This window comes from Glutamicibacter sp. AOP12-B1-11 (genome assembly GCF_052379245.1).
Classification (GTDB): Bacteria; Actinomycetota; Actinomycetes; order Actinomycetales; family Micrococcaceae; genus Glutamicibacter.
Window position 1 is genome coordinate 42845 of sequence record NZ_JBQSYL010000015.1, and the last position, 11873, is coordinate 54717.

General features: G+C 57.2%; 13 protein-coding genes. 3 read left to right on the forward strand and 10 right to left on the reverse strand.

What is annotated here, in order from left to right; genetic code table 11:
* The 3 genes from ACT3UQ_RS10555 to ACT3UQ_RS10565 all read right to left on the reverse strand — a co-directional run bounded on the left by ACT3UQ_RS10555 (position 1) and on the right by ACT3UQ_RS10565 (position 2134).
* Positions 1–750, reverse strand: a complete 750-nt coding sequence (locus ACT3UQ_RS10555) for an ABC transporter ATP-binding protein (RefSeq protein ID WP_096289133.1) — start codon at positions 748–750, stop codon at positions 1–3.
* Positions 751–877: 127 nt separating this feature from the next.
* Positions 878–1810, reverse strand: a complete 933-nt coding sequence (locus ACT3UQ_RS10560) for a cation diffusion facilitator family transporter (protein ID WP_096289135.1) — start codon at positions 1808–1810, stop codon at positions 878–880.
* A 3-nt stretch (positions 1811–1813) separates the two neighbouring features.
* On the reverse strand, positions 1814–2134 hold the full coding sequence (locus tag ACT3UQ_RS10565; protein WP_308727320.1) for an ArsR/SmtB family transcription factor: 321 nt from the start codon (positions 2132–2134) through the stop codon (positions 1814–1816).
* 130 nt (positions 2135–2264) lie between these two features.
* Between ACT3UQ_RS10565 and ACT3UQ_RS10570 the strand changes: the two genes are divergently transcribed.
* Both ACT3UQ_RS10570 and ACT3UQ_RS10575 read left to right on the forward strand, forming a co-directional pair.
* Positions 2265–2861 carry a DNA-3-methyladenine glycosylase I gene (locus ACT3UQ_RS10570; protein WP_444637088.1) on the forward strand — a complete coding sequence of 199 codons (597 nt, stop codon included), beginning with the start codon at positions 2265–2267 and terminating at the stop codon, positions 2859–2861.
* The gene (locus ACT3UQ_RS10575; RefSeq protein WP_444635552.1) at positions 2862–3707 is read left to right on the forward strand and encodes a DNA-3-methyladenine glycosylase family protein; all 846 of its coding nucleotides are present in this window, start codon (positions 2862–2864) and stop codon (positions 3705–3707) included.
* Between the two features lie 352 nt (positions 3708–4059).
* Here the strand turns inward: ACT3UQ_RS10575 and ACT3UQ_RS10580 are convergent, their stop codons facing one another.
* The 3 genes from ACT3UQ_RS10580 to ACT3UQ_RS10590 all read right to left on the reverse strand — a co-directional run bounded on the left by ACT3UQ_RS10580 (position 4060) and on the right by ACT3UQ_RS10590 (position 6509).
* A complete protein-coding gene (locus ACT3UQ_RS10580) occupies positions 4060–4896 on the reverse strand; it encodes a siderophore-interacting protein (RefSeq protein ID WP_444635551.1) in 837 nt (278 codons plus the stop codon).
* A 63-nt stretch (positions 4897–4959) separates the two neighbouring features.
* On the reverse strand, positions 4960–5427 hold the full coding sequence (locus ACT3UQ_RS10585; RefSeq protein WP_444635550.1) for an acyl-CoA thioesterase: 468 nt from the start codon (positions 5425–5427) through the stop codon (positions 4960–4962).
* Positions 5427–6509 carry an App1 family protein gene (locus tag ACT3UQ_RS10590; RefSeq protein WP_444637089.1) on the reverse strand — a complete coding sequence of 361 codons (1083 nt, stop codon included), beginning with the start codon at positions 6507–6509 and terminating at the stop codon, positions 5427–5429. The genes ACT3UQ_RS10585 and ACT3UQ_RS10590 overlap by 1 nt, the downstream gene beginning before the upstream one ends.
* Positions 6510–6605: 96 nt before the next feature.
* Between ACT3UQ_RS10590 and ACT3UQ_RS10595 the strand changes: the two genes are divergently transcribed.
* Positions 6606–7037 (forward strand): pyridoxamine 5'-phosphate oxidase family protein, encoded by a 432-nt coding sequence (locus tag ACT3UQ_RS10595; protein ID WP_096289147.1) that lies wholly within the window; start codon positions 6606–6608, stop codon positions 7035–7037.
* Positions 7038–7125: 88 nt separating this feature from the next.
* On the opposite strand, the gene ACT3UQ_RS10600 is transcribed toward ACT3UQ_RS10595, so the two are convergent.
* The 4 genes from ACT3UQ_RS10600 to ACT3UQ_RS10615 are packed head-to-tail and all read right to left on the reverse strand — an operon-like array spanning position 7126 to position 11828.
* Positions 7126–7986: a 3-hydroxyacyl-CoA dehydrogenase family protein gene (locus tag ACT3UQ_RS10600; protein ID WP_096289149.1), complete on the reverse strand. Its 861-nt coding sequence runs from the start codon at positions 7984–7986 to the stop codon at positions 7126–7128.
* 12 nt (positions 7987–7998) lie between these two features.
* Positions 7999–9456: an aldehyde dehydrogenase family protein gene (locus ACT3UQ_RS10605; protein ID WP_096289151.1), complete on the reverse strand. Its 1458-nt coding sequence runs from the start codon at positions 9454–9456 to the stop codon at positions 7999–8001.
* A 27-nt stretch (positions 9457–9483) separates the two neighbouring features.
* The gene (locus ACT3UQ_RS10610) at positions 9484–10668 is read right to left on the reverse strand and encodes an acyl-CoA dehydrogenase family protein (RefSeq protein WP_096289153.1); all 1185 of its coding nucleotides are present in this window, start codon (positions 10666–10668) and stop codon (positions 9484–9486) included.
* A 14-nt stretch (positions 10669–10682) separates the two neighbouring features.
* Positions 10683–11828, reverse strand: coding sequence for a CaiB/BaiF CoA transferase family protein (locus tag ACT3UQ_RS10615; protein WP_096289155.1), 1146 nt, complete (start codon positions 11826–11828; stop codon positions 10683–10685).
* Positions 11829–11873: the final 45 nt, after the last annotated feature.

An 11873-nucleotide genomic window follows, 5' to 3' on the forward strand; every position in this document is an offset into this window, starting at 1 on the left:
CTACTCCGCTAGGGAGGCGAGAGCCTCGGTGACGCTGGCTACGGTGGGGTCTTCGAGCGAACCGACGAGGTTTCCATCCTTCATCAGCAATACGGTGTCCGCGTAGGATGCTGCAGCCGGATCGTGGGTGACCATGATGATGGTCTGTCCCATTTCGCGGGTGGAGGTGCGCATCAAGGAGAGCACTTCAGCACCGGTTCGAGAGTCCAAGTTGCCGGTCGGCTCATCGCCGAAGACGACTTCAGGGCGGGTGAGCAATGCACGAGCTACGGCTACGCGCTGCTGCTGTCCACCGGAAAGCTCGTGTGGTTTGTGCGTCAGCCGGTCACGCAGACCCAACGAATCGATGACGACGTTGAACCATTCACGGTCGTGCTTCTTGCCGGCTAAGGACAGCGGCAGCAAGATGTTGTCCCTGGCATTTAATGTTGGAACGAGGTTGAAGGATTGGAACACGAAGCCGATCTGCTCGCGGCGCATAGTGGTCAGCTGGTCATCGTTGAGTTCGGTAAGGTTCTTGCCACCGATGATGATTTCGCCAGAATCGGCGTTGTCCAAGCCCGCCAAGCAGTGCATCAGGGTCGACTTGCCAGAACCTGAGGGTCCCATGATTGCGGTGAAACGGGAACGGGCAAAGGCCACATCCACTCCGCGCAAAGCTTCGACTCGGGTGCTGTCACGACCGTAGCTCTTGCTTAGTCCTCGAGCTTGGACTGCATAGTCGGTTACCTGCTGTGTTTCAGTTGTCATGCATCAATTATATAAAGCTCCTAGCCAATTGAGGATCGGTCAGAAGGTTTGCATCTACGCTGCGGGAGTCATACCACGGGATGAGAGAGCCTCCCGGTACCCTCATCCCGTGCACGGTCACGAACGCCTAGCACTGCGAATGGTAGTCCGAGTCGCGGTGGCTTCGGGGTTCGATCTGGAAGGTTGAATGCTCGATGCTGACCTCAAAATGATCCGCCACGCACTGTTGAAGTTCACGCAGCAGTTGACCGGCCGCACCGGCCGTGAACATGTGGTCCTCGGCGACAATATGCGCGGTGAGCACCGGAAGGTTCGAGGCAATTTGACTGGCGTGCAGGTCGTGAACGGCGATCACGCCCGCCTGTTCTTCCAAGTGCCGGCGTACCGATTCAAGGTCCAACCCACGGGGCGTTGATTCGAGCAAGATATGCGTCGTCTCCCCCAGAAGCTTCACGGCGCGTGGCACGATCAGCGCGGCAATGACGAGCGCTGCGACCGAGTCCGCGCTCGCCCATCCGGTGAAATGGATTGTCAGCGCGGCAATAATGACCGCTACGGATCCCAGTGCGTCATTCATGACCTCGAGGAACGCAGCGCGCATGTTCAGATTGGCCTCGCGCCCCGCGGAGATGATCCACATGGCTAGGAGATTTCCGGCCAAGCCGACGATACCGAAGATCAGGAGGCCTTCGGCGTGCACCTCTGCCGGTACAAAGAGGCGACGAACCGCGTCGATGGCCGCGTAGATGCCGACGGCGAGCAACAGTGCGGATTGTAAGGTCGCGGAGAGCACCTCGGCGCGGCGGAACCCCCAGGTGCGTTTGAGTGTGGGCTTGCGCTGAATCAGATTGGCTGCGGTCAACGCAAGCAAGAGCCCCACCGAGTCGGTCAGCATATGGGCCGCGTCGACGAGCAAAGCCAGCGAGTTGGTAACTAGCGCGCCAATAATCTCCGCGAGCAAGATACTCACGGTAATCGCAAATGCCCATGCCAGCCTGGTGCGGTTCACATTTGAGTGGTCATGTTCATGGCCATGGCCAGAAGTGTGCTCATGCCCCATGCCCTAGGCCTCCAGAGATTGGTGCGGGTGAGCTTCGTGCCATCGATGACCGCTGGCGCTGGAACTTGCCAACTTCTCCGCTTGGGTGAGAATCATTGTCAGTTGCGTGGTCTCAGTAAGGGAATAGAGACTTGCACGTCCCTGCGTGCGCACGGAAACGAGATCGCTTTCGCGGAGGCAAGCCAGATGAGCGCTGACGGTGCTTTGCGCTAGCCCAAGGTGTTCGGTCAGCTCTTTGACCTTGTGTTCACCTGTTTTGAGATGCACCAGGATGAGCAACCGCGTGGGGTCAGCTAGGGCGTGGAACAACGCTGCCATTTTCATGCGTTGAGTTGCTCCAAGCTTTGCATCGACAAAAGACTCTATTATCGCCATATGACGATAATAGCTCGAGCTTCTGTGAATGACCGCTTATGACTCCGCTTCCTCGATACGCAAGTGGCATGATGATTTCATGAGTGAAGATCTAGTCATTGGTGCAGACGGGCTGGCCCGCCCGCAGTGGGCTGCAAGCAACGAGCTCCTGCGCGACTACTACGACACCGAATGGGGCATGCCTGTCACCGGGGAACAAGCCCTGTTTGAACGAGTGAGCCTAGAGGGCTTCCAATCAGGTTTATCGTGGGCCACAATTCTGGCCAAGCGCGAAAACTTTCGCTCCGCCTTTAAGGGATTCGACCCGCAGTTGGTCTCGGCCTACGGTGAGCAGGATTACGAGCGGCTCATGGACGATGCTGGCATTGTCAGAAATAAACTCAAGATTCGTGCAACCATCGCCAACGCTCAGGCGACGCTCGCATTACGTGACGATGGAGGCCTGCCCCAACTGATCTGGTCTTTCAAACCCGAGAGAACCCCGTTGCCACGCACCGTGGCTGAAATTCCCACACAGAGTCCGGAGTCCAGCGCCCTGGCCAAATCCCTCAAAAAACGTGGCTTTAAGTTCGTTGGCCCAACGACCATGTTCGCGCTAATGGAGGCTATCGGGATCGTTGACACGCACCTAATCGGCTCACATCGCCGCGGTACCTCTGGCATCTGGCCGGCCTAGATGAAGTTCACGGTTCCAGTGGACGGAGTTCTGGATGCCTCGCACGCACTCTCGGTCCTAGCCATCCATTCATTGCCGAATCAGGAGCGGCTGGACCGCGACGCGGCAAGCGTTGTCCGCGTGCTACGCATCGATGATCAACTCCACGAAATCAAAATACTGCTTAGCGCCAACGAAGTCACGGTGCACACGCAAGCCCCAAAAACGTTGCACCCCGGACTCGTCGAGATCATAAGCACCTGGCTAGGCCTAGCCGACTCGAATGAGGTCAGCTATCAACAATTGGCCACCATCAGTGCCCTGCAGCCAGCACTGGACAAGTTCCCGAACCTGCGGCTTATCAGCTACCCGGACCTCTTTGAGGCGCTCGCAACGACAGTTCTGGGGCAACAGATCTCAACTAGCGCAGCCCGAACCCTCGCCACCCGATTCGTCGAAGCGCTCGGAGAACCTCACGCCTGCGGACTGCGGGCGTTCCCCGACGCGCACGCCACCGCGCAACTAACCGCCGAAGAACTCCAGCAGGTGATCCGTTGCCCGCTATCCCGTGCAGAGACGCTTCTCCGTGTCGCCACGTGGTTTATTCACACAGGTCGGAACCTAGCCGAAAACCATGATGAGTTCCTCGGCAGCCTGCTCACCCTCAAAGGCGTTGGCCCCTGGACACGGGACTATGTTGCGTTGCGCGGCTTACGTCAGAAGTCCATATTCTTGGATACAGACTTGGTAGTAAAACGGGCCATGCGTCGGTTGCGCATTCCAGACACCGAGCGGCTTCAGCTTCCAGAAGGCGCTAGATCACTGGCCACCGTCTTGTTGTGGGCCTTAGAAGCAAACAAAAATTGAGACGCGCCGGCAGATTTAAAGCCAGCACGTCTCAATTCTGCGGTTCGGCTGATTGAGCAAGTCAGCTAATCCCCTGTTTACAATTTTGCCGGCACTACCGACAGCTACCACGTGGTGAGTAAGCCACGCGACAGCAACCGAGCGATCCGCGTCGGTCAAATTGCTCGCCTCCCCCGTCCACACACGGGCAAGGCGCCAACCTCAGCTTACGCCAAAGAAGACAAATAACGTCAAGCATTAGTTATCTTATTTCTGATTATTAAGCTTAGGAAGGCCTAATTAACTAAATTCGCAGTCCACGAATCACTTGCCCTGCAGGCCGATAGATCCAGTCAGACTATTCCCATGTCGGCTACTCGTTGAAGATTTGCCCCACGGGCGTCCGCTTTTCAGCTTGGAACTCATCTTCCGCGCGGCCAAAGGCCCAGTAGGCCGACAGCGACATATCCCGACGATCCACGCCACGCTCGTCATAGAAATAGGAGCGCAGCGCCTTCATCACTTCACGCTCGCCGTGCGCGAAAACTTGCACTCGCCCGCCCGGCCAAGGGTACTGGCGCACCACGGCCTCAAGGGTCGAGGCCTCCGGGGTAAAGGCTGCGCCGCGATGGATCCAGCGAATATCAACGCCACCGGGTGCACGCATTTCAACTTCATCCCCTGCGCCTTCGACCTCAATGAGTACCTGCCCCACCATGCCTTCACCCATGGCCTCAAGCGATGCTGCGATCGCAGGAATCGCCGTCTCATCTCCCACGAGGAGATGGAAATCGAATTCGTCCTTTGGCTCATACATGCCGCCGGGACCCGAAAAGCAGACGGAGTCGCCGATCTTCGCATCACGCGCCCATGGTCCGGCCAGCCCATCGCTTCCATGGACCACAAAGTCAACCTCAATAGTTCCCGCTGCAGCATCGGAGCGGCGCACCGTATATGTCCGACGCACCGGCAAATCTTCCCCGGGCAGCCGTTCGCGCAATTCATCCATGTCATACGGAGGCAACAAGCCCAGCTCCGGCTTGGCGAAAAGCATCTTGATATAGCGGTCCGTTGCCGGCTTGTCGACGAAATTCTCAAACCCAGGACCACCAAAGGTGAGGCGAACTAGGTGTTCCGAAATTTGCTGCCGTTTAACAACCTGCAAAACAACTTGCGGGCGCACCGGGCGCCCACCTTCTGCACGAGCCACAAAAACACTTCCTAACTGAATAAGATTAGATAAATCTACCCTAATTCATTTGCTGCCAAAGAGTTATCTCGCGAACGTCGATGGACCTTCCAGCACAGCCAATGATTCACGCTCAGCGATGCTCAAACGTTGCACGCGTGAAATTAACGGGTCAAAATAGGCCAGCGTAGTCGAGGCCTTCACGCAGACATGGCCTTCCACAGGATCCCGGAATTCATAACAAATATCAAAACTCGCAGGCTTGATATTCGCTACCCACAGATCAACCCTGACCGGAACATTCCGATATTCCAACGGCCGGGAGTAGCGCACGCGATGCTCGACGACAAGGATCTGCACTCCATTGGGGACCGCGGAGAATATATCCACCTTAGGCTTGGAGCCTGGGGCGCCCGTACCGCCAGGTACGCCGAAACCAGCGATTCGCGCCTCTTCCATGAGTCGAATCAGATTGACGTTGTTGACATGACCATATGCGTCCATGTCACCCCAGCGCATGGGTACTTCTACGCACAGTACCGAGCCGGACATTACTTCTCCTCCCCCAAGCGATCATCGGGACGAATCACATCATAGGCAGTTAATTGCTCAAGGATCTGGGACCCATCAGGTTCGTAGCTCCAGAGAATGCCTGGTGTCGTGCGGCGCAAATCAGTTGAGCGCCCACCGGCGAGCACCGCCTCGGAGGGCGTCAGTTGACGAATGACAATCGTGTGCACATGCTCCGGGTAGCGTCGGGCAAACTCCGCATAAATCGTCGGATCATGCTGCCCGTCATCACCGATAAGCATCCACTCAATGTTCGGAAATTCCTCAGCGAGCCTCCGCAACTGGTCAACTTTATGTTGCATGCCGCTACGGAACCAGCCGCGATCGGTTGGCCCCCAATCGGTCAGAAGCAGAGGGCCACGTGGATACAAATTCCGCGAAATGAATCGTTCCAGCGTCTGCGCAACATTCCACGCACCGGTAGAAAGATAAATTGTCGGGCTCGTCGGGTGCTCCGCCAGGACTCGTTGCATCATTACCGCCATACCTGGGGTCGCAACGCGGGCATGCTCCGATAGTACGAAGGAATTCCAAGCGGCGAGCAGTGGCCTAGGCAATGCCGTCACGACAACTGTGTCATCCACATCGCTAATAATGCCGAAACGTTGCGTCTCGTCAATGACGAGAATCTGCGCCGTGGCAGATTGCCCATTGTGGGCAGTGATTTCAATATCGTTCCAGCCAGCTGGCAGGTCCACCGAAAGCTTGACATCTAGGACGCCTCCGCGGTCCGCGAGGACTTCAAACCGCTTTCCGTCAGCAAGCACGGTTACCTTCCCAAATGGAAGAACTGCCGAGGTGAAGTTGCGAAATCCTCGGATCCCATCCTCAACAACCTTGGCATGGTGCTTGCCACCCTCAAACGCGCCGGGTTTGGCCATGACCACCCGCGCTAGAACCCGCACCCATCCGCCTTTTTTGGCCGCATATCCGTACCCGTTGTAAGGAAGGATAACCGGACCCAATCCCTTGTCGATGGCACGGCGTGCTCGCCATTGCAGGACATGGTCCTCAAGTCGCGAGGCTACGTGGCGTGCGACCCTATTACTTGCTGCATGGCTCATGTTAGTAGTCTTTCATGTTCGGGGACTGCAACGCGTCTAAAAACAAATGCGTCACAAACTCTTGAACTTTTCTACATAACGTAGAAAACTAGTTGCATGAGATATCAGCACACTAATGATGCTCCAGTTTTGGTGCTCACCGAAGAACAGTCCTGGGAGCTATTGGCTCACACGGCACATGGCCGAATAGCCACTGCGGCGGCCGGAACCGTGGACATCGTTCCGGTAAATTACGCGGTGCATAAAGGAAATATCTACCTACGCACTGCGCCGGGAAACAAACTCGCTTCGATGGTCGTGAACTCCTCGATTGCTTTGGAGGCCGACGGAATCCTTTCCGACGAGGCCTGGTCCGTAGTGGTGCACGGTACCGCAGAAATTTTGGAGCACGAAGCAGATATCAATGAGGCTCTCGAAAGCGGTGTCAGCCCCTGGGCACAGAGCATCAAAGATTTTTGGATCAGAGTGACCGTCAACTCGATCTCCGGACGTCATTTCATCCTCGGTGAGCAACCGGAAGCCATCTAATCCCTCCGCATATGCGGTAGCAACACGATGGGCTCGCGGACAGCACATTGTCGATACCGGCCGCGAGTCCAGATTCTGCAGTTTGCTGCTACCTGCGATATTCGTAGAATCCTTCACCGCTCTTACGGCCTAGTTTCCCCTCGGTCACTTTCTGCGTGATCAACGGGTGCGGTTGGTCCACCTCCTCACCGGTCTCTGCGTAGGTCGCTTGGGCAATGAAATCGATAACGTCCAGACCCACGAGGTCCATCAGCTCAAAAGGCCCCATCGGGTGCCCCAGCGCGGTACGCGCCGTGGTGTCTATATCTTTGATGCTGGCAACCTCCGCAGAAGCCAGATTGAGCGCTTCACGCTGTATTGCCCCCATCATGCGGTTAGCAATGAAACCCGGGATTTCTTTATTCACCAGCACCGGCTCTTTCCCTAGCGCGCGGGCGACCGCCGTCACCGCCTGGATGGTCTCATCACTGGTTTGCTCGTTGCGCACAATTTCTACGCACTTCATGACCAAGGCGGGGTTGAAAAAGTGCATATTGCAGACCTGGCTCGCGCGCCCGCTGGCCTCAGCCACTTGGGACGAAGCCAAGGTCGAGGAATTGGTTACCAAGATGGCATGAGCTGGAGCGTTTTTGCCCAGTTCGGCGAAGATTGAGCGTTTAATGTCTAAACGTTCGACTGCCGCTTCGATCACTAGGTCCGCTTGGGCCGCGCTAGCGTCCAGCTCGGTAGATTGGCTCAGCCGTGCCAAGGCGGCGTCGGCAAACTCTGCCTGCAGCTTGCCCTTAGCGACACGTCCGGCGGCCCAACTTTCCAGATCGCTGCGAGCCGCGTCCAAAGCGCTGCCCGAGATGTCCTGCAGGATCGTGGTGTAACCGCCCAGTGCGCAACTCATCGCAATCTGCCGGCCCATAGTTCCGGCGCCGATGATCAGAATAGTCCTAATATCCATTAGTTCCTCTTCCTAGCCGCGGAGATACACGGTAGTGGTGTGGGTATAAAACTCGCGGGCGGCGGCTCCCTGTTCTTTCGGCCCGTATCCGGATGCTTTCGCCCCGCCAAATGGTACGTGCGGATCGGCTCCCGCAGATTCGGAGTTCACATGCAAAATACCGACGTCCAGGCGTTCTTGCGCGCTAATCGCCGTAGCCAGGTCGCGAGTGAACAGCGCAAGACTCAACCCGAATTCGGAATCCGCGGCGGCTTCGAAGGCGGCCTCGGTTCCGGAAACGCGCAGCACACTGAGTACCGGGGCGAAGAATTCCTCACGCCAAGCGCAATTTTCCCGACCCCGAGAATCGCTTGGGATGCCAAGCACGGTCGGTGCCACGTAGTTTCCGCTGGCTGGAACTGCGCCCTCGAAGATAACGGTGGCGCCTTCCGACCTAGCTTTTGCGACGCCCGCCCTGACCGATTTCGCCGATTTGGCGTCGATGACCGGTCCCATCTGGACCCCTGGATCCAGTGGATTTCCGGTTACCCAGTTTGCCAGTCGCGAGGTGAGCTTTTCCAAGAATTCATCGGCAATCGAGTCATCCAAGATCAGTCGACTCGTAGCGGTGCATTTTTGCCCGCTGGAGCGGAATGCCCCAAAGAGTACCTGTTCGCTGGCCAGGTCCAGGTCTGCATCGGCCAGCACCACCGAGGCGTTCTTTCCACCCATTTCTGCTTGCACTGGGATGCCACGCGCAGCACCCATAGCGCAGAGCTTTCTCCCGACACCTGTGGATCCGGTGAATGACAAGCCCTCCAGATGGGGGTGGCTCATGATCGAGTCTCCCAGTGCGCCCGGACCGATCACCAGGTTGAGCACCCCGGCAGGTAGTCCGGCGGCTTCGAAGGCTTCGACCAACCGCACCGCCAGCAGCGGGACCAGGCTCGCCGGCTTGAAAACCACGGTATTTCCGAAGATCAGCGCGGGGGCGATCTTCCAGGCGGGGATAGCTATCGGAAAATTGAATGGGGTCACAATGCCCAACACGCCCAAGGGCTTATGCGAGACCAAGATCTGCTCCCCAGCGCGCGGAGATTGGAACATTGTTCCGGCGCTACGTTCGGCTTCACCTGCATAATAGGAGAGGATCTGTGCCGCACGGCGTACCTCGCCTATTCCTTCTGCGAGCGTTTTACCTTCTTCACGAGTAAGTTCCGTACCGATTCTCTCCGCATGCTCCGTGAGGTAGGCCGAAGCTCTCAGCAGATAACTGGCACGTTCGGCCATCGGGGTGGCCGCCCACCCTGCCTTCGCCGCGTTCGCGGCTTCAAAGGCTTCAACTACCTGGTTGGCATCTGCCGCTTGGCCTGCGGCAACAGTCAAGGAGGAATCGGCGGCGCTGGTGGAGCTGAGCTCGCTGGCGTTTCCCGGAAGCCAGACACCGTTCAGGTACTGGCGAAGGCTTTCCACTTTCGTCTGCTGTGTCATATTCTAAGTTTTTCCTTGTACTGATTTTTAGCGGAAGGCCGGGACACCGGTGAGCTTATTACCCAAAATCAAGGTGTGTACCTCGTCGGTACCTTCGTAGGTGCGCACCGACTCGAGGTTATTTGCGTGACGCAGTGGCGAGTAGTCCAAGGTGATACCGTTTCCGCCAAGGATGGTGCGCGCTTCGCGGCAGATCGCGATTGCTTCGCGGCAGTTGTTCAGCTTGCCAACGGATATCTGGTGCAGGTCGAGGGTTCCTGCATCTTTCTGGCGCCCGATATGCAGGGCGAGGAGGAAGCCCTTGTTGATTTCCAAAGCCATATCCACCAGCTTCTGCTGGGTCATCTGATAACCGGCCAATGGCTTGTCGAATTGCAGGCGTTCCTGGGAATACTTCAGCGCCACCTCGAAGGAGTCACGCGCCGCTCCCATGGCGCCCCAGATAATGCCGTAGCGGGCTTCGTTGAGACAGGAGAATGGGCCCTTGAGACCGAGAACGTTCGGTAGCACCGCGCTAGCTGGCAGCCGCACATCGGTCAATTCGATCTCGCACTGGATCGAAGCTCGCATCGATAGCTTCGGCTCGATTGGTGTGGCCTTGAATCCAGCGGTCTCGGTAGGGACCACGAACCCGCGGATGCCTTCGTCGGTCTGCGCCCAGATGACGGCAACCTTTGCCACATTTGCCAAGCCAATCCAGCGCTTCATTCCGTTGATCACCCAGTCGTCCCCGTCGCGGCGGGCAAAGGTCGTCATGCTCGACGGGTCGGATCCGGCGGTTGGCTCCGTCAGGCCAAAGCAGCCGATTGCTTCGCCGGAGGCCAGCTGTGGCAGCCACTCTTGTTTTTGTTCCTCAGAACCATGTTTGTAAATGGCGCTCATGGCTAGCGATCCTTGGACCGAGACGAAGGTGCGCAGTCCGGAGTCGCCGGCTTCCAGCTCGGCTCCCGCAAGCCCATATTCGACAGCCGAACGTCCTGCGCAGCCGTAGCCTTGCAGGTGCATGCCCAGCAGACCGAGTTTGGCCATTTCTGGAACGATTTCCAGGGGGAACGTCGCTGTTTCGTACCAGCTGGCAATGTTTGGTTTGATGTTTTCGTTCACGAAGGAGCGGACCTGATTCCGCAGGGCAAGTTCTTCGCCGCTGAGCAGTGCATCAAAATTGATCAGGTCTGCTGGGTCAATGGCGGTGTTAGGTGAAGGGGCAATCATTTGAGCTGTCTCCTTTAGAGGCTGGTGGTGCTGAGGAAGATATGCTGGTGTTCACCCAAGGCCGGGGGCACTAGCCGATATGTGGGCTTAGTTCGGGACAGGACGATCGGGTTGGCAATTTGCCGGGAGCTTCGTCCGGTTTTTAGATCGTTGATCGTTACCACCGGTTCCAGTCCTAGCTCGTCGGCGAACTCCAAGGCTTCAAGAACCGAGTTAACCTTTCCTGCAGGTACTCCGACCTCCATGAGTCGATTTGTCCACTGGGCCGCCGATCCTTGCCTGGTGACTTCTTCGATCAGGTCTTTGAGTTCCTGCCGGTGTTGCACACGCGAAAGATTGTCTGCGAACCGTGGATCTTGCGGCAGGTCGGTCAGCCCCAGCTCTGTGCCAAGGGCGGTGAACTGGCGGTTGTTTCCCACCGCGATCACCATGACACCATCAGAAGTTGCGAAGGTTTCATAGGGAGCAATACTTGGATGTGCGTTCCCCAAACGCGGTGGCGGATTACCGGTAACCGCGGTGCTGCTAGCTTGATTAGTCAATCCCGCCAGCAGGGAGGTCATCAATGAGATTCCTACATTTTGCCCCTGCCCGCTAATATCCCGTTCCCGAAGCGCCAAGAGTATTCCCGTCGTGGCGTTCTGTGCCGCGAGGACATCAACCAGCGCCACTCCCACCTTGCTTGGCGTTCCCTCGGACTCACCGGTGATGCTCATCAGGCCTCCGACCGCTTGAACCAGGAGATCGAAGCCGGGCAGCGAGGCGCCGAGCCCATCGCCAAATCCCGAAATTGAGCAGTAGACCAACGCAGGATTCGATGCTCTCAAGGACTCGTAGTCCAGGCCGAACTTGGCGAGCACGCCCGGACGAAAATTTTCCACGACAACGTCGGCATCTCGGATGATCTCGCGCAGCTCGGTTAGTTCCGCGGAGTTGTTGAAATCTACAACGATTGCCTGCTTATTGCGGTTCACTGCCGAATAGTAGGTACTTACCCCGTCTTCGGTGACCGGCGGCAACCAGGCCCTGGTTTCATCTCCGTCTCGGCTTTCAACTTTCAGCACTTCGGCGCCAAAATCGGCCAATGTCATGGTGCATAACGGACCGGCGAGGATGCGGGAGAGGTCAATGACCTTGATTCCCTGCATTGGTTGAGCCATCGGATTACCTACGTTCTCGTCATCGAAAAAACGTTGTTACATGTT